The organism is Clostridium sp. UBA5712 (genome assembly GCF_002419845.1).
Classification (GTDB): Bacteria; Bacillota; Clostridia; order Clostridiales; family Clostridiaceae; genus Clostridium_J; species Clostridium_J sulfidigenes.
Genome location: NZ_DIGW01000016.1, coordinates 1 through 21666 on the forward strand (window position 1 = coordinate 1; position 21666 = coordinate 21666).

The 21666-nt window shown below is 29.0% G+C and carries 17 protein-coding genes and 1 other annotated feature; of the genes, 13 read left to right on the forward strand and 4 right to left on the reverse strand.

Features of this window, described 5'->3' with window-relative positions:
• Positions 1-41: 41 nt before the first annotated feature.
• Positions 42-536 (reverse strand): metallophosphoesterase family protein, encoded by a 495-nt coding sequence (locus tag B3B03_RS14900; RefSeq protein WP_346848513.1) that lies wholly within the window; start codon positions 534-536, stop codon positions 42-44.
• Between the two features lie 358 nt (positions 537-894).
• On the opposite strand from B3B03_RS14900, the gene B3B03_RS14905 reads away from it, so the two are divergent.
• A complete protein-coding gene (locus B3B03_RS14905) occupies positions 895-2394 on the forward strand; it encodes a YjjI family glycine radical enzyme (RefSeq protein WP_346877738.1) in 1500 nt (499 codons plus the stop codon).
• A 148-nt stretch (positions 2395-2542) separates the two neighbouring features.
• Complete coding sequence (locus B3B03_RS14910) at positions 2543-3394, forward strand: YjjW family glycine radical enzyme activase (RefSeq protein ID WP_346877739.1); 852 nt, start codon at positions 2543-2545, stop codon at positions 3392-3394.
• A 111-nt stretch (positions 3395-3505) separates the two neighbouring features.
• On the opposite strand, the gene B3B03_RS14915 is transcribed toward B3B03_RS14910, so the two are convergent.
• On the reverse strand, positions 3506-5125 hold the full coding sequence (locus B3B03_RS14915; protein WP_346848516.1) for a Na/Pi cotransporter family protein: 1620 nt from the start codon (positions 5123-5125) through the stop codon (positions 3506-3508).
• 290 nt (positions 5126-5415) lie between these two features.
• Between B3B03_RS14915 and B3B03_RS14920 the strand changes: the two genes are divergently transcribed.
• From B3B03_RS14920 to B3B03_RS14950, 7 genes are all read left to right on the forward strand, one after another.
• Complete coding sequence (locus B3B03_RS14920; protein WP_346848517.1) at positions 5416-5862, forward strand: hypothetical protein; 447 nt, start codon at positions 5416-5418, stop codon at positions 5860-5862.
• Between the two features lie 404 nt (positions 5863-6266).
• Positions 6267-6983 (forward strand): hypothetical protein, encoded by a 717-nt coding sequence (locus tag B3B03_RS14925; RefSeq protein WP_346877740.1) that lies wholly within the window; start codon positions 6267-6269, stop codon positions 6981-6983.
• 632 nt (positions 6984-7615) lie between these two features.
• Positions 7616-8143 (forward strand): QueT transporter family protein, encoded by a 528-nt coding sequence (locus B3B03_RS14930; RefSeq protein ID WP_346877741.1) that lies wholly within the window; start codon positions 7616-7618, stop codon positions 8141-8143.
• A 202-nt stretch (positions 8144-8345) separates the two neighbouring features.
• Complete coding sequence (locus B3B03_RS14935) at positions 8346-9134, forward strand: GDSL-type esterase/lipase family protein (RefSeq protein ID WP_346877742.1); 789 nt, start codon at positions 8346-8348, stop codon at positions 9132-9134.
• 9 nt (positions 9135-9143) lie between these two features.
• Complete coding sequence (locus B3B03_RS14940) at positions 9144-9617, forward strand: DUF4358 domain-containing protein (RefSeq protein WP_346877743.1); 474 nt, start codon at positions 9144-9146, stop codon at positions 9615-9617.
• 28 nt (positions 9618-9645) lie between these two features.
• Positions 9646-11052: an MBOAT family O-acyltransferase gene (locus tag B3B03_RS14945; protein ID WP_346877744.1), complete on the forward strand. Its 1407-nt coding sequence runs from the start codon at positions 9646-9648 to the stop codon at positions 11050-11052.
• A 19-nt stretch (positions 11053-11071) separates the two neighbouring features.
• Positions 11072-12208: a DHHW family protein gene (locus B3B03_RS14950; RefSeq protein WP_346877745.1), complete on the forward strand. Its 1137-nt coding sequence runs from the start codon at positions 11072-11074 to the stop codon at positions 12206-12208.
• 91 nt (positions 12209-12299) lie between these two features.
• Here B3B03_RS14950 and B3B03_RS14955 read toward each other — a convergent pair whose 3' ends face one another.
• A complete protein-coding gene (locus B3B03_RS14955; protein ID WP_346848524.1) occupies positions 12300-12782 on the reverse strand; it encodes a DUF1648 domain-containing protein in 483 nt (160 codons plus the stop codon).
• Between the two features lie 193 nt (positions 12783-12975).
• Positions 12976-13220, forward strand: a binding site (T-box leader).
• A gap of 91 nt (positions 13221-13311) precedes the next feature.
• On the opposite strand from B3B03_RS14955, the gene asnS reads away from it, so the two are divergent.
• The 4 genes from asnS to nhaC all read left to right on the forward strand — a co-directional run bounded on the left by asnS (position 13312) and on the right by nhaC (position 19392).
• Positions 13312-14703 carry an asparagine--tRNA ligase gene (gene asnS / locus B3B03_RS14960; protein WP_346848525.1) on the forward strand — a complete coding sequence of 464 codons (1392 nt, stop codon included), beginning with the start codon at positions 13312-13314 and terminating at the stop codon, positions 14701-14703.
• A 793-nt stretch (positions 14704-15496) separates the two neighbouring features.
• Positions 15497-16036 carry an RNA polymerase sigma factor gene (locus B3B03_RS14965; RefSeq protein ID WP_346848526.1) on the forward strand — a complete coding sequence of 180 codons (540 nt, stop codon included), beginning with the start codon at positions 15497-15499 and terminating at the stop codon, positions 16034-16036.
• Positions 16029-17444 carry a hypothetical protein gene (locus B3B03_RS14970; RefSeq protein ID WP_346877746.1) on the forward strand — a complete coding sequence of 472 codons (1416 nt, stop codon included), beginning with the start codon at positions 16029-16031 and terminating at the stop codon, positions 17442-17444. Before B3B03_RS14965 ends, B3B03_RS14970 begins: the two co-directional genes overlap by 8 nt.
• A 487-nt stretch (positions 17445-17931) precedes the next feature.
• The gene (gene nhaC, locus B3B03_RS14975; RefSeq protein WP_346848528.1) at positions 17932-19392 is read left to right on the forward strand and encodes a Na+/H+ antiporter NhaC; all 1461 of its coding nucleotides are present in this window, start codon (positions 17932-17934) and stop codon (positions 19390-19392) included.
• A gap of 70 nt (positions 19393-19462) precedes the next feature.
• On the opposite strand, the gene B3B03_RS14980 is transcribed toward nhaC, so the two are convergent.
• Complete coding sequence (locus tag B3B03_RS14980; RefSeq protein WP_346877747.1) at positions 19463-21610, reverse strand: PAS domain-containing sensor histidine kinase; 2148 nt, start codon at positions 21608-21610, stop codon at positions 19463-19465.
• Positions 21611-21666: the final 56 nt, after the last annotated feature.

The window sequence follows — 21666 nt, forward strand, 5'->3', positions numbered from 1 at the left end:
ATTATTTTCCTCCTACTCGATTGGAATAATGAATTTTTTAGCTATTTAAAAAAGTTTACTGAAGCTGATATGGGACAATTTTTATTAAGCTCTAAAATTATATAAGAAAACCAAGGTTCTTTTCTTTTGCTAGTAGAAGATCCAGGATTTAAATACATTGTTTTTCCTTTAGTAAAAATACAAGGTTTATGGCTATGACCATATATTATTATATCAAGCTTATCCTTCTTAAAAGTATCAACCACATTATCTATAGTTTGCTTTTTAGTACCATCCCCGTGACAAATACCAATTTTATAACCTTCTAAAGTTAATATGTGTTTTTCAGGAACTAAACTTCTTAAATTAGATTTGTCATTATTTCCATAAACACCTATAAATTTTGATTTTTCCTTAATCATAGATATTACTTCAGGGGAGGTATAATCTCCTGCATGAATTATTAAATCTACATCTTTTAACTTATCATCTAGTATATGTTTTAGTCTTGAATAATGTTTATTCATGTGAGTATCAGAAATAATTCCGATTTTCAATTTAAGCTTCACCTCCACTTAAAAAATATATATACATTATTAGTATAAGCATAAAATTTTATTTGTGTAGTTTATATTTAAACAGTTAATTGAAACTTTTCTTAAAAAAGTAACACAAGTTAAAAATACTGATAAAATTAAAATGTTACTTAAAAAGTTAATGTAATCAATAATTATTATTCATTAAATAGTAGAAAAAACTCTTATATTCGGGTATACTATAATTAAGATAAATTTATTATAAACATTGCATTATTGTAATAAAGTATGGCTTAATTATATTTAATTTATGTATATAGTTAAGCAGGAACAACATAATAATATTTACTTAATTTCAAAATGTCATAGGAGTGATAAAATGAAAGATAGTATAATGAATATTATTAAAGACAAGACTTTAACTTATGAAATGAAAGTTTTAAATTTAGCTAGGGAGTCAGAAAATAGTTTAGATGTATTAAATAAATCTGACAAAACAAAAATGTACGAAAATGCAGGTGTTATATGTGACCTTAATGAAGGTAACGCACCCTATAGACCTAGATACATTGTACCTGACTATGAAAAGTTTATGAAAAATGGAAGTAAGTTTTTAAGCCTAACTCCTGCAGAGGATATATGGGATGCAGTAAATAATTTACTTATTCTATATAAACATGTACCATCAGTTACATCTTTCCCAGTATATGTAGGTAATATTGATACCCTTTTAGATCCATATATAGAAGATGAGGAAGAAGCATATAAAGCAATTAAATTTTTCTTAAAGCATATAGACAGAACAATAACTGATTCATTCTGTCATGCTAATATTGGACCTAAGGATACTAAAGCAGGAAGAATAATTTTAGAAGTAGAGAGAGAACTTCAAAATGCTACTCCTAATATAACCTTAAAATACTCAAAGGAAACTAGTGAAGAATTTGCAGTTGAAGCAATAAAAACAGCTCTTACCTGTGCTAAGCCAAGCTTTGCTAACCATGAAATGTTTAGCTCAGAATTAGGAGAAAAGTATGGAATAGTAAGTTGCTATAATGGACTTAATCTTGGCGGTGGAAGTTATACATTAGTTAGAATGTTACTTTCAAAACTAGCTAAGATGTCGTATAATGAAGAACACTTTTTAAACACTGTATTACCAGATGCTGTAGAATCAATGCTTGATTATATAGATAATAGAGTTAAATTCATAGTAGAAGAAAGTAATTTCTTTGAGTCAAGTTTCCTTGTAAGAGAAGGTTTATTATCAAGAGATAGATTTACTGCTATGTTTGGATTAGTTGGTCTTGCAGAATGTGTAAATACGCTTCTAGGAGCAACAGATGAAAAGGATAGATTTGGATATGGTGAAAGAGCTAACAAGCTAGGTGAAACTATTATAAATAAAATGTATACTATGGTTAATGCCCATGAAAATAAATATTGTGAAGTTACAGATAATCATTATCTACTTCATTCTCAAGTTGGAATTGATTCTGATACTGAAACAAGTCCAGGATGTAGAATTCCAATAGGAGAAGAGCCATCATTACCAGAACACTTGATTCAAAGTGCAGTATTCCACAAATACTTCCCATCTGGAATTGGTGATATATTTAAATTTGATGAAATGGCTAAGAAGAATCCAAAGTCAATTTTAGATATAATCAAAGGTGCCTTTGCACTAAATATGAGATATTTCTCCCTATACTGTGATGATTGTGACGTTATAAGAATTACAGGATATCTTGTTAAGCGTTCTGATATTGAAGCTTTAGATAGGGGAGAGCAAGTACTTCAAGATACAGTAGCCCTTGGATATGGAGCAGTTAAAAACTCCAAGATACTTGAAAGAAAATTAAGAAGTTCTGATAAATAGAATTCTTATCATTAGAGTTGGTAGTCATAGGATAAAAAGGATTTTTATAATAAAGGCCGCTTCGATACAATTGTAGCAAAAGCTTATAGTATTGGAGCGGTTCTATATTATCAGGAAAAGAAAATATATGAGAACTGGGGGAAGAAGTATGAATGATAAGCAAGAAACTATAGGCTATGTTAATAAAATAATACCTTTTAGTAATGTAGATGGAGAAGGCAATAGAATGGCCATATTTCTTCAAGGATGTAATTATAACTGTCTTTATTGTCATAATCCAGAAACTATAAATAGATGTATCAATTGTGGCGAATGTGTGCCTGCCTGTGAATATGGAGCCCTATCAATGGTAGATGGTAAGGTAGAGTATGATATTGATAAATGCGTTAATTGTGATGCTTGTGTTGATACTTGTAGGAAAAACAGTAGCCCTAAGATAACAAAAATAACTGCCTCAGAACTAATGAAAAAAATTGAAAAGGTAAAGCTATTTATTTCAGGAATAACGGTTTCAGGAGGCGAATGTACTCTTCAAAGAGATTTTCTAAAGGAGCTATTTACAAAAGTAAAGAGTCTTGGTTTAACAACTTTTATAGACACTAATGGTTCCACTCCTATATATAAGGATAAAGAACTTTTAGAAGTAACAGATAAAACTATGATAGATTTAAAAGCTTTTTCTCCAGAAGAAAATAGGATGCTTACAGGCCTCACTAATGAAACGGTAATAAAAAACATAAGAGAGCTAGGAAAACTTGATAAAATATATGAAATTAGAACAGTAGTAGTACCAGAAGTTCTTAATAATAATTATACTGTAGACATGGGAAGTAAGCTGTTAGCTGAAATTAATCCTAATATTCAATATAAGCTAATTAAATATAGACCTATGGGAGTAAGAAAGGAATTACTTGAGACTACAGTACCTACTAATGATTATATGAAGGAATTAGAATCATTAGCTAGAGCTAATGGATGCATAAACACCATAATAGTTTAAAGAATGGAAATTTAAAAAGTAATCTATATAAAAGGGGAAAGCTACAATTCAACAATTTTGAATTGTAGCTTTTAAAGTATTTAATAATTTACTTTAGGGACATATTTATATTTAAGAAAGTATTTCAGCAATGTTAACAGCGTGGTCACCCACTCTTTCAAGGTTACTAATAAGATCTAAGAATATAGTACCTACAATTGCATCACATGAACCATTATTTAATCTTTTGATATGTGATATCTTTAAATCTTTTTCTAAAGTATCTATTTTTTCTTCTAAGGTCCTTACATCCAAAGCCTTTTTATCACTATAGTCAGAGAAACATTCTATGCTATGCTCCAAAGCTTCTATGCAAATATTCACCATTACTTTAAGTTCTTCAATGGCATCTTTAGAAAACTTAACATTCTTAGAAAGTTTATCTTTAGCCAGGTCAGCAATGTTTTCAGCATGATCTCCGATACGTTCTATATCATTAACTACATGGAAATATGAAGCTATAGTAGTTCTTTGCTCATCTCCAATATCAGAATTGGATAGTTTAACTAGATATCTAGTTATATCTGTTTCTAATAGATTTATTAAAGCTTCATTCTTATATACTTTGTTAATTGAATCTTCATTATTATCAGTAAAGCCCATTAAGGCTGTTTCTATATTTTCCTTAGCTAAAGTACCCATTCTAATAATCTCATTAGTAACTTGACCAAAGGCTATAGTTGGAGTTTCTAAGAGTCTGTCATCTATATACTTAACTCCATCAACTTCTTTTTCATCTTCTCCTGGAAGTATGAAATTAACTAAAGTTACTAAGTATTTTGTAAATGGTAATATTAATATAGTGTTAACTACATTAAACATTGTATGGGCATTAGCAATTTGTTTTGCCACAACTCCTCCAGTTACACCAGGGGTAAGAGTTGTTACTGTAGTTAATAGTAATTTAGAAACTGGAGGAATTAGGAATATTATACTACCTATTACATTAAAGAATAAGTGAATTAATGCCGCCTTTTTAGCAGTCTTGCTAGTTCCTAAACAGGATATTAGAGCAGTAACACAAGTACCAATATTAGTTCCATATAACATTGGTATAGCTACATCAATTGGAAGACTTCCAACAGAAGCTAAAGCAACTAAAATTCCAGTAACTGCAGAGGAACTTTGAATTATAGCAGTCATTCCTATTCCTAATAAAAGGCTTAAGAATACATGTCCTTTTAGACTTAAAATAAGTTTTGTGAATACTGGTGACTCTCTAAGAGGAGACATAGCGTCAGACATTAAAATAAGACCTAAAAATAAAATACCAAATCCTAGAATTATATGACCTAATTCTTTAGGATTTTTCTTTTTGGTAAATAGCACCAAAAAGGCCCCTATTGCAATAAATACAGGAATTATAGCATCAAAATCAAAGGTAATTAATTGAGCTGTTATAGTTGTTCCAATATTAGCACCCATGATTACATAGGCCGCTTGAGATAAATTCATAATACCTGCATTAACAAATCCAACTACCATAACAGTTACAGCACTACTGCTTTGAATTATAGCAGTAACTATAGCACCTGTTGCTACACCCTTAAGTGGATTAGAGGTAATTTTATCAAAGATCCCCTTTAACTTTTCGCCAGCAAGGTTTTCAAGACCATCTCCCATGATTTTCATACCAAATAGGAATACTCCAAGACCTCCTAAAAGGTTAATAATTAAAAACAATGATTCCATAGTGTTAAACCTCCAATAAATAATATGTATTCAAATAATATTCATTCTAAAGACACAATTAAAGATACAATAATTTTAACTTAATAGTAACACAAAAACCTTTTATTTAACAAAGAGTAGAAAGTTTTAACAATAGATAAAGAAAAATTAACATGAATTTAACAAAGGACAAAGGTCTAAAAGACTTCATTAACTTATTTTGTGTATTTTAGTGAAAAATAATGTATATAATATAGAAGGAATGTTTAAAGAAGCATAGAATTATATAATATAAGAAAGGAAGTGGGCTTATGGAATTTAAAGAAATAATAAAAAGAGTTAAGAAGACTGAATATTTAGGATATTTTGATGTCATCGAACATAGAGAGTGCATTAAAAATCTAGTTATTTTTGAAAGTGAAGCTGATAACCTTGAAAAAGATATTCCTGAACCATGGTTTGTTAGGAAAAAGGAGTTTGATCGTGCAAAGGATGATTCACCAACCTTAATTAAAATAAATATATATAATAGAGTGGCAGACGCCATAAATGACATGGTTATGTATGATAATATAAATGAAAGTGATATAGAGCTGCTAAAGGAGTATCCAGACATTACAAAGCGAATTATGGAAAGAAAGTATGAAGATTTAGATAAAAGTATTAGTAAAATTAAAGAAGATAAAAAGGGTAAGTTAATTCCAATAATGAATAAAGCAAAAGCTTGCCTCGAAGAAATTGGAAGAAGACTTAATTAATCATATAAAAATTCTAAAGGATATTTTAGAAGAAAGAAAGCTGAGAATTTAATTCTTGGCTTTTTTTATGTTCGCAATTATAATTTATAAAAAAAATTTAGGGATAAAATTCCAGTATGCTCAATATACTGGAATTTTATTTCTATAATATGTGAATATAAGTTATAAATGTACAAGCTATAATAAGTATAAAAAATGAGCAAAGGAGGATTAATGTAAAAATGAACAATATTCTTATTGAGTGTGAATAACATATTTTATCGTGGGAGGTTCTAATATAAAACCTTGGATACAAAATTGGAATTGGAATAAAGTGATATGTATGATTAGTTTCCAGGAATTTTAGACAGGGGACCTAGTGTGGAAGATTGTAGAGCTATAAATAGATTATTTTAATAAAGTGAATGGAGAAAACTAAAATAAAAAAAATAATAAAATATTTTAGTATAACAATAGTATTAGTAATTACGGTGTTTTGTTTTAATGCTTATAGTAAGATTAAGGATTCAGAATGGAATTTAGGTGCAAATAGTCTAGTAGTTTCAAATAATACAACAGGGGTAATTAATGACGATATTAAATATGACATTATAGACTCACATATAAGTTTAACTAAGAAATACAATAGTATAAATGAATTAAAAAAAGATTCAACTATAATCGTAGAAGGGATTGTTAAAAATACAACTTCACCCATGATAGAAGATATACCTTATACAGTTTCAAAGGTAGAAATAGTAGAAATTTTTAAAAATGATGGCACATTAGAAAAAGGGAAAAATATATGCGTTATAGAAACAGGAGGAATTTTCTCACCAGAAGTCTTATTAAATGAACATAAGAAGAAGTTTTCAAATGAAGCCATTTCATTAAAAGATATGAAACCAACCAAGATCATAACAGATGGGATTGCACCTATGGATATAAAAGAGCATGTAATAATATTTGCTTTACAAACACCACCATTAGATGGTAAGCCATGTTATGCACCAGTAGGTGAATATCAGGGAAAATACAAGCTAGAAGACTCTAAATGGAAGCAACAAATACCAAAAGAATTTGAAGGTGAATATAAAGATAAGATAAAATCTAAAGATGAGATTGTTGATATGTTAAGATAAATTAGAGGTGTATGTATAAGTTTGGTTTAAATGTACATTTAGCACACAAACCATGCCACTGAAGGATGTAAAAATCAATAGTAATATAATATTTTAATAAATTTCATTGGAAAAACTATTCTAACAAAGTTTCCAACGAAAAATATAGAAAATATCAATATTACATGAGAATAAATAATAAAATAAATCTTCTGAAAATCTCTGAAACACTTGAAATTCAACACTTTACATTATATAATAAGATTGAACAAAATAAGAGTGACAGTTCGTAAGCCTCCTGTCTTTAAATAAAACTACGGCATTGAAATCTTTTAATTAGCTCATCATAAAAAGGTAGAGCTTTATTTATGTACAAGGATTACAAGGCTGTCATTTGGATGACGGCCTTTATTTTTTCTATAAGATATATAAATATATATTATAGGAGTATATATTTTAATCACCAATAAATATGGGGTGGTATTTTTTAGATAAAGAAAATGCTGAGTTAAAGATAGGTGCAGAGCTAGTGAGGTGACATAGCTAGACTCATTATTTTATTAGTAGGTTTGTATGGAGTTAAATAGGGCAATATATGAATCTAGTAAGGCTAAGAGCTTACACTATTAAAAAATGAGGAGGGTATTATATTTATGAATACTAGCAACAATACTAAAAAATTATTAAAGATGGCTCTAATTATAGCTACTTATGTAGCGGTTACTGCTGTTATTGCACCCTTTGCCTTTGGAAATATTCAATTTAGATTATCAGAGGTAATGGTACTTTTGGCATTTATAGACCCACTATATATTCCAGCCTTAACTATAGGATGTGCCATTTCAAATTTTCTACTAAGTCCTATGGCAATAGTAGATATGATATTTGGAAGCTTAGCTAGTTTAATAGCTGTAGTTTTAATTTGGCAAACTAAGAAGGCTTTAACTAAAAAAGAAGGCTATAATAAAACACTTGTACTATTTATAGCATCTTTATGGGCAACTATATCAAATGCTTTAATTATAGGAGCTGAGCTTTACTACATGATAAATTTACCATTTTGGCTTTCTGTATTACAAGTTGCCATAGGAGAATTTGTAGTAGTTTCAATTATAGGAGTTTTAGTATTTAAATTTATTATTAAAAATGAGAATTTAAGTGATATATTAAAGATTAACTAGGATAACCTATAATCGGATAATTATTAAAATTTTGAGAACCATATATTATTATAATGATGAAAAAACCTAAGTATGTCTATGCTTAGGTTTCTTTATGTGAAGTAAAGTTTTTTTGAAACGTAAGGATTTTGTAACCAAATATTAAATTTGTTGTATTAGAATGATTAAGGAAGATAAATATTAGACAGAAGAGGAAGATAACATGAAGAAAAGAAGTTTTCAAATTATTACAATTATAGGAATAATATTAGTAGTAATGATAGCAGCAATAGGTATGCATACCTTTATAGAGAATAAAAAGGTCCAGATGAATGAAAAACAAAGAGTACTATTAGGGAGAAAGCACTTGAAAGATTTAGAACAGGCTGATTTAAGTGTAATCCAGGATAAGATAGAGAAACATCATACCCCTGAAGTTGTGGTAGAGGATAAAGATGTTGATTTTTATAAGTTCTATGAGAATACAGTGTTTATGGGAGATTCTATCACAGAAGGTCTTATGGAGATGGAACTAGTAAATCAATATAATGTAATAAGTAATAAGGGAGATACTGTAGTTAAAGGTAAAGAAAACATAGATAAAGTTGTATCTTTACAGCCCAAGAATGTAGTACTTTTATATGGAATGAATGATGTAATAGAATTTGATGGAGGTGGACCTGGGGGTCCAGATAAGTTTAAGGCTCATTACATAGAATTTATAAATGATATTAAGACAAAATTACCTAATACTAATATATATATACAAGCACCTCTACCAGTTATGGATAGGGCTATAGAAACTAATGGAAGGCTTACTAATACTAATTTAGATGAGTTTAGAAAATTAGCTTATGAAGTAAGTGAAGAAACAGCAGTTAATTATTTAAATATTGATGTATTGGTAAGGGATAAAGGTGAGCTCTATGAGCAAGATGGAATACACTTAAAATATGATTTTTATTTAAAATGGTTATCTTATTTACACCAAGGAATTACATCAAATAATTAGGAGATAAATATGAAAAAGTATAAAAATTATTATTATATATTGATAGCAACAGTATTAATTACATTTATAGCCCTGTACCAAGTTCTTAAAGTTAAAGATGCAGATATGGATAGCTTAAGAAAGAATCTTTCACAGGTTATAGATGATGAACAGATGGATATAGGTGATAGTTCAAAGCTAAGAAAGTTATATTACATAAGTAAAAATGAAGTAGAAGATTTTATTTTATACGCACCTAAGAGTAATATGGATGCTAATGAGGTTCTCGTATTAAAAGGGAAAAGTGAAGAAGTTATACAGCAGTTAAAGGTCAAAGTTGAGGGAAGAATAAAAAAACAGTCCGATAGTTTTAATAGCTATAGGCCTGAGGAATATGACATAATAAGTAATCGTGTATTAGATATAAAAGGAAAGTACTTAATATTGATCATTTCAAAAGATTCGGCAACCATAGAAGCAACAATAAATAAAGAATTTAAGTAGTAAGTATATTTTAATTGGAGTGATTAATTTGGTTTTTAGTAGTTTGATATTTTTATTTATGTTTTTACCAATTACCTTAATAATTTATTATATATGTCCTAGGAAATTTAAAAATTTAGTAATTCTTATTATGAGTTTGATTTTTTACGCTTGGGGAGAACCTATATATATCTTCTTAATGATAGGATCCATATTAATTGATTATATAGGTGGCCTTATGATAGAGGCAAATAAGGAAGATAGTGAAAAAAGAACAGCAATATTTATTACTGTAATTGTGCTAAATTTAAGTTTTTTATTCTTCTTTAAGTATTATGGGTTTTTAATTGATAATATCAATGGAATTTTTGGTATTAATCTTCAAATAAGGAATTTACCCTTACCACTGGGAATATCTTTTTACACATTCCAGCTCATATCCTATGTAGCAGATGTATATATGGGAAAGGTGGTTGCACAAAGAAACATTATAAATTTTGGGGCATACATTACTATGTTTCCGCAACTAGTAGCTGGACCAATTGTCCAATATAATGATATAGAAGATCAACTTAATAACAGAAGTGAGTCTATAGATAAATTTGGAGAAGGGGTAGAAAGATTTATTGGAGGTATGGGAAAAAAGGTTCTTATTGCTAACAATATAGGCATGATTTGGACTTCTATTAAGGGGCTTCCTATTGAAGAATTATCTATATTAACAGCTTGGATAGGTATAATTGCCTTTACACTACAAATATATTTTGATTTTAGTGGTTACTCTGATATGGCAATAGGTCTTGGAAAGATGTTTGGATTTGAATTTTTAGAGAACTTTAATCATCCCTATATGTCTAAGAGTATCAGTGAGTTTTGGAGAAGATGGCACATATCCTTAGGTTCATGGTTTAGGGATTATATATATATTCCTTTAGGAGGAAATAGAAGAGGGAAGGCTGTGCAATTTAGAAATTTACTTATAGTATGGTTTGCCACAGGACTATGGCATGGAGCTAGTTGGAATTTTGTAATTTGGGGCCTGTATTTTGGAGTATTCATATTCCTTGAAAAATTATTTTTAGGAAAAATTCTTAATAAAGTCCCTGATGCTATTACTCATATATATACTGTAGTTTTAGTAATTATAAGCTGGGTATTCTTTGATACATCAAAGGTTAAAGATGCACTAAATTACATAAAGCTTATGTTTGGAATGGGAAAAAATATTTTTATGGATAATATGGCTAAATATACTTTGAAAACAAATCTAATACTTATAGTAATAGCAATTATTTGCTCTACGCCGTTGATTAAAAATTTAATTGCATATATAAAAAAGAAGTATAAGTTAAAGGGCGTATATATAGTTATAGCTATGAATATGTTAGTTTTAATTTTATCTATAGTTTATTTAGTTAGTGAAAGTTATAATCCTTTCCTATATTTTAGATTTTAAAGAAAGCAGAGTGAGAGAAATGTATAAAAGTAACAAGGTAAATAGAAGGCTAATGGTAGTAGTATTTCTCTTATTTATAGCTATAATGTCTGTAAGTAATATATTAAGAAGAGAAAAAGCATTTTCAGAAGAAGAAAATAGAAATCTAGCTAGTAGACCAGAGTTTTCTTTAGGAGCACTTCTTAGTGGTGACTATATTAAACATTATGAGAGTTATATATCAGACCAATTTCCAGGCAGAGGTTTATTTATAAATGCTAAGGCTAAGGTAGATAAACTAATGGGTAAAAGTGAAAGTAATGATGTATTTATAGGAAAGAATAATCAACTTATAGAAGACTTTGAAGAGAGAGCGAAAGAAGAAACTGACCATAAGGTTTTAGCTGTTAATGAATTTGTAAAGAAACATGAAAATATAAATACAAGCTTTATGCTGATACCAACAGCTACAGAGATTCTAAAGGATAGGCTACCTAAATACGCACCAGTGGATAATCAGTTGGAATATATGAAGTACATAGAAGGAAAGTTAAGTTCTAATGTAAAATATATTAATCCCTATAATGCACTTATAAATAATAAGGATAAGTATCTATACTATAGGACAGACCATCACTGGACTAGCAAAGGGGCTTATCTTGCCTATGTGGAATTTTGTAAGAGTTTGGGGCTAGAGCCTAAAAAAGAGGGAGATTTTCAGGTTGAGTTAGTTGCTAATGATTTTTATGGAAGCTTAACTTCAAAAATAGGAGATAAGAGAGGAAAGCCAGATTGTATAAATGTATACATACCTAAAGAAAATGGAGAAATGGTGGTTAATTATATAACTGAGCAAAAGAGAACTAGTACCCTGTATAGCAGTGAGAATTTAGATAAAAAGGATAAGTATGAAGTTTTTACAGGAGGAAATCATCCACATATTAATATTAAATCTTTAGGAGATCCAAAGAAGAAGCTATTAGTAGTTAAAGATTCCTATGCCAATAGTTTTCTACCTTTTTTAACTTCCCACTATGGAGAGATAGACGTGGTAGATCTTAGGTATTACATGGATAATATGGAAGAGTTAATTGAGTCGAAGGATATAACAGATATATTATTCTTATATAATGTAAATACCTTTAATTCTGACGATTCTATATTAAATCTTAATTAGTAATAACTTAATTAACAATAAATAGGAGCTTAGATATATTAATATCTAGGCTCCTTTATTTAATTAAGATTTTGTATATATTCTAAGTATATTATTGAAGTTTTTTGCTTCCTTTAATTATTCTAGTGATAAAAAAGGCAAGTGTACCAAATACAGCAATTAAAACTATAGGTGTAAATAAAACACTTAAAGAACTTTGAGTTGCTGAACATATTGTCATATAAGAAAAATCAGAAACTAAGATTAATTTTAAAACTATCAGCATAGTTTTTAGATTAGTATATACAAAATTTTGATTTTTTTCTGTGATTTCTACAGGTACATTCCATATATTAGGAAACAGTGTTATGGTTGTAAGTCCTGTATATAAAATTATTGAAATTATAGGCATTATAAGTAGCATACCCTTCCCACTCCAGTTGGTAACAACTCCTTTAGCATTATAATGAGATGGGATAGTATCAGGAAGGGTGCTCCAAATGAATATTAGATAGATTATTGAGCCTAGTAAGATTAATAGAGCTAGAGTTTCAAGGAATTTTTGAAATTTAGTAAAAGGGACTTTCTCTTTCATAGAATATCCTCCAAACATATAAATAATTAATAGATATTAAGCTATAATATAATAATATAACAAATGTTATATTATAACAAATACAAAATTTTTCACCAATAGTTGACATTCTAAAATCATGCACATATAATAATAGATAACAAGTGTTTTGAATAAATAATATAAATTTGAAAATACTAGTTAATAGATGAAAATAAAGACTGTGATGAGAAGAGTAGATATGAGAAGTAGTTAAAGCGAGTTGACGATGGTGGAAGGTCAATATGAAGCTCTTATTGAAGAACATCTCGGAGTTTCTAACCGAAATCTTAGGAAAGTAGACTTAGACGGAAGCTCACCGTTAAAAGAGAAGAGTATCAAGAGAGATCTTTGTACTTGTTGAGTTGATCAATATGATAATTTGGGTGGTACCGCGGAATGTATCCTTTCGTCCCTGTTTTTTAGGGAAGGAAAGGGTTTTTTATTGTCTTAAAATAGAATCATATTACCTCAACAGGCAATAATCAAATTATAAAAGGAGGATTTTATTATGGAAACAGTCTTAGTAAAAAGTCTTTACAGAGAAAGTGAAAAATACGCAGACCAAGATGTTTGTATTTCAGGATGGATTAGAACTTTAAGAAGTTCTAAAGCTTTTGGTTTTATAGAAGTTAATGATGGTAGCTTCTTTAAAAACCTTCAAGTTGTATTCGAGGATAGCCTTGAAAACTTTAAAGAAATAGAAAAGTTAAGTATTAGCTCATCTATAATAGTTGAAGGAAAGCTTGTATTAACTCCAGGAAGTAAGCAACCTTTTGAAATTAAAGCTACAAAAATAGTAATAGAAGGTGAATCAAGTAATGAGTATCCACTTCAAAAGAAGAGACACACCTTTGAATATTTAAGAACTATAGCTCACTTAAGACCTAGAAGTAATGCTTTTTCAGCAGTATTTAGAGTACGTTCTTTAGTTGCATATGCAATTCATAGATTCTTCAATGAAAGAGGATTTGTTTATACTCACACTCCAATAATTACAGGAAGTGACTGTGAAGGTGCAGGGGAAATGTTCAGAGTTACAACTATGGATCTTGAGAACATCCCAATGACTGAGGATAAGAAAATAGATTATAAGAATGACTTCTTTGGTAAGGAAACAAACCTTACAGTTAGTGGTCAGCTTGCAGCAGAAGCTTATGCTCTTGCATTTAGAAATGTTTATACTTTCGGACCAACTTTCAGAGCTGAAAATTCTAACACTGCAAGACATGCGGCAGAGTTCTGGATGGTAGAGCCAGAGATAGCTTTTGCAGACCTTAAGGATGACATGACATTGGCAGAAGATATGATAAAGTATATTATAAACTATGTCCTTGAAAATGCTCCAGAAGAAATGGAATTCTTCAACAGCTTTGTAGATAAGGGATTACTTGAAAGATTAAACCACGTTGCAACTTCTGACTTTGGTCATGTAACTTATACAGAAGCTGTAGAATTATTAAAGAAATCAGATAAAGAGTTCCAGTACCCAGTAGAATGGGGTTGTGACCTTCAAACAGAGCATGAGAGATATCTTACTGAGGAAGTATACAAAAGACCAGTATTCGTTACTGACTATCCAAAGGAAATCAAAGCTTTCTACATGAGAATGAACGATGACAACAAAACTGTAGCAGCTATGGACTTATTAGTTCCTGGTATAGGAGAAATCATCGGAGGAAGCCAAAGAGAAGAAAGATATGATCTTCTTGTAGACAGAATCAACGAATTAGGATTAAACCCAGAGGACTACTGGTGGTACCTAGAATTAAGAAAATTTGGTGGCACAAAACACGCTGGATTTGGTCTAGGCTTCGAAAGAATGATAATGTACGTAACTGGAATGAGCAACATCAGAGACGTAATACCATTCCCAAGAACTACAGGAACTGCAGAATTCTAGGAGAAAATTTAATAGAATAAATATGAGGGTAAAACGAAAGTTTTACCCTCTTTTGTGTTTAAGCATACATCAACTTATTTAATAGCACAGTCTAATTTATAAAAAAATTTTAAATTATAATCTTAACTATGTAAAACTATAACTATATTAATATTTTTATAGGAAACTAGCTTTATATTTAACAATAAAACTATTTAACTATTTGTAGGCGCCATAGGGGTTTCAAGGATTTTATACATATTAAAAGATACTGAAAGCATGTTAAGTTAGAGTTAATTAAAGATTCAAAGGCTTCACCTAAGTTTTATGGAGAATAGATAAAAGTATTTAAATGAATATGTTTATGATAAAATGATAATGATTAATTTAGGACATGATATTATAAAATTTTTTAAAAATGGTAAGATAAATCATATAACATTATAGGTTTTATATAATATAAGGGGTGATTTTTTGAATTTAGATGGAGAAATAGTAGCAAATGAAGTTGCGGATAGAATAATAAAGGATTATGTTAATGCAATAGGTGAATTAGTGGAGAATTTGGAGAAGTTACTATAATAGATTAATATTAAAAAAGAGTATTTCTGGTATAAATGCTCTTTTTTTATGTGTAAAATTCTATCTTAAATTTCTACTTTAAAACTTAATTACAATGGTGGAATTTATTAAAAGTAACCTATACTATTATATAAGTGGTAATTATTTTGAATTTAAGATAAAAATGTCAGAATTGTAAGTTTTCATTCGTTATGTTTAGTAAGAGGACTCTTAAACAGCAAGGAGTGATTAGGTGGAGATTTCATCGGATGAAAATTTTAAAAATAATATGCTAGCACAGCTTTATGATGCCTATGAAAATAAGATGTATGGTATTGCATACTCGATTTTAAATAATGTAGAACAAGCTGAGGATGCAGTTCAAGATGCATTTATAAAGCTAATTCCATATATCTCGACTATTCATGGGGTAGAAAGTTTAAAAACTAAGAGATTGGTTGTATATACAATAAAAAACATATCCATTGATTTATATCGTAGAAATAGGAAAGAAACTCAGTTATTCACTAAAGAGGTAGAGGAAAAAGTGACAAGTGAAAACCAAAAGGGAGTTCCTTCTGTAAAAACAGTAGAAGATAGACATATGATTACACAATTACTTTCTAAATTACCATCAAAATATCGTGAGATAATTCAGTATCGTTGCTTTTATGAACTTAGCTATAGAGAAATATCATCATTACTACACATTAGTGAAGATGTTGCAGCAAAAAGATATGAACGTGCCAAAAAGATGGTAAAAGAAATGATAGGAGATGAATTGTATGGATAATAAACCAGATCTTGATAAATTGATGTATCTTTTAGGGCAAGAAAATGCTGTAGAAGAGTTAAAACGTACTATTGAGCCTCATGAATTTTCTCAAAAATATAAAAATCAAAAAGTTAACATCATTGAAAATCAAGATTTTATTCAAAGGGATAATAATACAGACTCTATTCAGAGTATTAATAAAAAGGGGAAAAAAATTATGAAGAAAAAGATAATAGTACTTATTGCAGCTATTACAGCTACATTAGCAATATCTGCAACAGCCTATGGTGCAGTTAAACATTATTTAGTTACAACAAGTAAGAATGAAGAAACAGGAACACTTACTTGTGATATTGAAACAGAATCTGCTCCTACTAAAGTACCTGCAATGAAGGTGGTTCCTGGCTATATTCCAGAAGGATATATAGAGACTGAAAATGCTCTTGGAAAATATCATCCTAATGGTGACCTTAGTGTAGGGGGAATTACTATTTGTCCACCTGTCTATACTACGCATTTTGAAGAAATTTACGTAAGTGATGTAGAAGAAACTACCCTTGGTGGCATAAAGGCACAAATTCTTACAAGGGAAGGACTGGAGTACAATCATATTATCAATATGCTTTATGAAAAAGGTGGATATGTTGTTACAATTTATGGTGCTGACAATACTTCTTTAGAAGAACTTAAGAAAGTAGCAGAAAATATTAAATGTGAAGAGATTCCTGGAGAATTTATTGTGATTCCTGCATTTTCAGATGAACTAAAAGATGTAGTAGATAATGATAAAGAAGAGATAGAATATGTAGAACCTGGAATTTCAACTGATCATGTATTTAATATTTATGAAGAAATAAGTGATGAAGCGTTCCCAGATGAAAACCCAACTTTTACTGTAAATAATATTGAAGTATTAGATAAGTTACCTGAATTAGATAAAAATAAGTTCTCTGACTATAATGAGTATCTTACATTTATAAATGAAGATGGAACACTAAAGGATTATGAAAGAGTTAACGAGGAAAAATGGGAAAATAATAAAATGAATACTATTACTGAAACAGTAGGAATGAAGTATGTTTATGTAACTTTAACCATGAAGAATCCTTTTGATAAAGAACTAAAAGATATAAATATTTATCCGAGAATTGGGTTTATGAAGAAAGCATCAAATGGTAATCTCCAATTTCTAAGTGATTATTGGGGTAATGGTAATAACCTTCAAATGGATAATGCACCAATATACTTTGATCAATCAGATTATGAAGGAAAAAGCTTTTTCTTCAGTGATTTTTCACCGAATGAAACAAAAGAAACTCATTTAGTTTACGCAGTAGATGAAGATAAAATTGACAATGCTTATATTAGGTTTGAGCAAAGTGGAACTACGTCTTTTGTTGGAAATTATATTAAAGTAACTAAATAAAAATTTAAAGGTATATCTCAAAATATTTTTTGAGATATACCTTTTTTACATTAATAATATAATAGAGTCATTGATAGAATAAATAGATTTATCAACAGTTTCTGAGGCTTTTTATTGTTAAAAATAACTTAAATAAGAGTTATAAAGTTAACAATTATCTCTTATTAAAAAAACTTACAACTAATTAATGTAAATAGAAATATAAAAATACATAAAAATACATAAAAATACAAAATGAATGAATAAATAAACAAATTAAACGGTAAACTTTATTGAAATTTCACAAAATTCATGATATATTCAATATATTAAGTGGATATTTATTCATAATTATATTTAAATTAAATATAATTATATATTTTACTATTTATTACATATAAAGGAGTATAAAATAACTATAGATAAATTATTTAATTCACGCTTATAAGTATTTTTTTATAAGAAAATACTTAAAGATAAATATTTAATTAACAAGGGGGACTAATTTATGAATAAGGGGAAAGAAATTAAAAAACCATCGCTGCTAATAGCAGTGATACCATTTGTGTGCTTAATTTGCTTTATGCTATTAGGTGTACTAGTATTTGATTCAGCACCACAGATACCATTAGTTATATGTTGTGCTATTACCGCCATTATAGGGAAATTTTTAGGTCATAGTTGGGAAGATATGGAGGAGTCAATGATAAAGACAAACTCCATGGCTATGCAAGCTAACTTTATTATTATGATAGTTGGTTGTTTAGTAGGAGCTTGGATTGCGGGTGGAGTAGTTCCGGGAATGATATTTTATGGACTTAAATTATTTACACCAACTATGTTTTTATTCTTGCTTCCAATAATATGTGCTATCGTTTCTGTTTCAACAGGAAGTGCATGGACTACAGCAGGAACTATGGGAACAGCAGCAATGGGTATAGGTGCTGGTCTTGGAATACCTTCTGCAATTGTTGCAGGGGCAGTTGTTACAGGGGCTTCTTTTGGAGATAAGCTGTCACCACTTTCAGATAGTACAAATTTATCAGCAGGTGTAGCGGGAGTAAATGTGTTTGATCATATAAGACATATGTTGTATACAACAGTACCAAGCTTTATAATTGCTGTAATTCTATTTGCGATAATAGGCTTAGGATTTAGAAATACAGCAGTTGCTGATACTAGTCAAATAAATGCTATTTTAGAAACATTACAAGGAAGCTTCAATATTAGTCCAATAATATTTATAGCACCACTTTCAGTAGTTTTAATGATTATATTTAAAGTTCCAGCAATACCAGGAATGTTAGGTGGAACTATTATAGGAGTTTTATTTGCACTAGGACAAGGACAGACTATTTCAAGTATTGTACAGTCATTATTCTATGGATTTGAGATAAGCTCAGGAAATGCAATGGTTGACTCACTCCTTAATAGAGGCGGTATGCTTGGAATGATGGAAACTATTTCTTTAGTTATGTGTGCATTATGTTTTGGTGGACTTGTAAAGCAAATAGGTTGTTTAGATACTATAATAGCTAAAATTCTTACTTTCTGTCACAGCAGAGGAAGTATTGTTCTATCAAATATTATAAGTTGTATCGCTATGAACTTTATGGCTGCTGATCAATATATGGCAATAGTTATACCAGGTCAAATGTATAAACCAGTATATGAAAAGTTGAATTTACATCCTAAAAATCTTTCAAGAGTACTTGAAGATGCAGGAACTTTAACTTCAGGGCTGGTGCCTTGGTCAACTTGTGGGGCAGTATACTTTACTACTTTAGGAGTAAGTGCTTTTGCTTATGCACCATTCCACTTCTTGGGACTAATTAATCCTATTATATCTGCAATATATGGATATACGGGATTTGCAATGAAGCCATTAGATGAAAGTAAACCAATATCTAAAGGATTAACAGCTGAGGATTTTATAAAAGAAGAAAATGATAAAGAAATTGTAGCTTAAGAATACAAATAAAAAATGGAATTCCTTATTATAAGGGATCCCATTTTGTTTTTATTCTTTGTAAATTATTTTAATTAGGATAAGAATATATGTCTGAAAATTCAATCTTAAGTCTCTCACCTCTAGAGTCTATAACTTTATTATAGAAATAATTAATTTTACTATCTTTTTCAGAGGTTATAGGTAAGTAAAAGATAAACTCTGAACCTTTGTCTATAGTCTTATTTACCCATATTTCGCCACTATGAAGTTCGATAAAGGATTTTGCTAAGGGTAATCCTATTCCACTTCCTTCAGCTCTTCTTATGAATAAATTATCCACCTGTTTAAATCTTTCAAATATAATATCATAACTATCCTTTGGTATACCTACACCATCATCCTTTACAGAAATATATAGTCTATGCTCATCCCAGTTAGTTGTTAGTGTAATCCATATGTTGCCATTAACTTCTGTGTATTTTATGGAATTAGAAATTAAATTTAAAATTACTTTTTGAATTTTTTCAGGATCACAATCCAGAAATACTTCTTCTTCATTAGTATCAAATATTATATTTTTACCCATTTTCTTTATATATTGAGAAACTGAGTTCACCACATCTTCAAAATAGGTAATAGCATTAACATTTTCTTTGTATAGCTTTATATTGGTGCTATCAACTTGGGTCACATCAATTAGGTTATCAACTAATCGAAGAAGTCTATATGAGTTTTGTTTTATCATATTAAGACGATTATAGTAAATACTATTATTATCATTTATACTATTATAACCATTAAGCTCTAACTGAATGCTTGCTAATATTATATTTAAAGGAGTTTTAAATTCGTGTGAGATATTTGCTAGAAAATCTGTTTTAAATTTCTCACATTCTACTTTTTCTTCTAAAGAGGCAACTTTTTCTTCAAGTTTTGAAAAGCTAGTTACATCTTTACCCGTAATAAATATTTCCTGTGTTTCTTGTTGGTGATAATAATACCATTCAATTAATTTGAAAGAATTGTTTTTGCATTTTACTTCACATATTCCACCATAAAATTTTTTGTTATAGGTATGCAAAATATCTTTGAAATTTATACTATTATTTGTTGATTTTATTAGTGTCTGAATAGGAATTTTTTTCAAATCATTAAAGTCCCAGCCCAATATGAAAGGTATATTAGAACTTATTTTTTTAATATATCCCTTAGTATCTATAATGGCATATAAATCAACTGCTATATTAAGAAATCTACTCAATTCATTTTCAAGTTTAATCTTTTTTTGTAACTGATCTGTCAATTGGGTAGATAAATATATATTTTTTAGTAATAAGGCTAATCGCTTAGAAGTCCTTACAATATATTTAGCATTAGATTCTGTGTCAAATGACTCATTATAATATAAATTTAAAACACCTAGAAGTCTGGAGTTATTATAGACTATAGGTATAACAATTATATAATTATCTTTAAGAAAATACTTATAGTTTTGACAAAAACCATTATTACAATAAAAATTTTCACAGTTTTTTAAAGGTGTGGGTGAGTTTATTTTAGTAGAAATATTTATTAATTCGTCTTTATAGAAATCACTTATAGAAAAGGTATCATTGCCAGATATGCTTTCAGTAACTCCTAGTGACATTTGCTTTATTAACATTTTTTTAGAATCATCATAGATCCAAAGGCTTGTACCATTTATGTCTAGGGTTTCATATATATCCATAAGATATTCATGAACTTCTTCATAAGAAACTTGTTCACGTTTTTCTTCACTTTCAGTAATTAGATTGCATAGTGTTTTATATTTATTGTCTATAATAAAATTGTTATAGTATAGTTCATCTGTATTAATAACTTGTCCAATAGCTAAAAAGGAGTAACAACTATTGTCCGAATTTATAATGGGAATTTTGTGAGTTTGTAAAATAACTTCTCTACCTTTTATATATAAATATTCATTCATAATACTTTTTTTCTTTTTATTAATAACATTTAAATCATCTTTAATGACAAATTTAAAACTAGAGTAGTCGAAGATATCAAGACCGTTACTATACAATAAAGTATTTTTATCCTCTCCTAGAAGATTACATAATGCGTTATTGACTGTTAGATATTCTCCATTTATATTTTTTATCCATATACAATCATCAAATTCATTTAAAATAGGGATTAATACATCTATAGTTTCTTGATTTAGGTGTGTTTTATTGAAAAGATTATTATACACAGCAATCACTCCTATTTAAGAATATATATTATGTTTCAATTATATAATGGAATGAA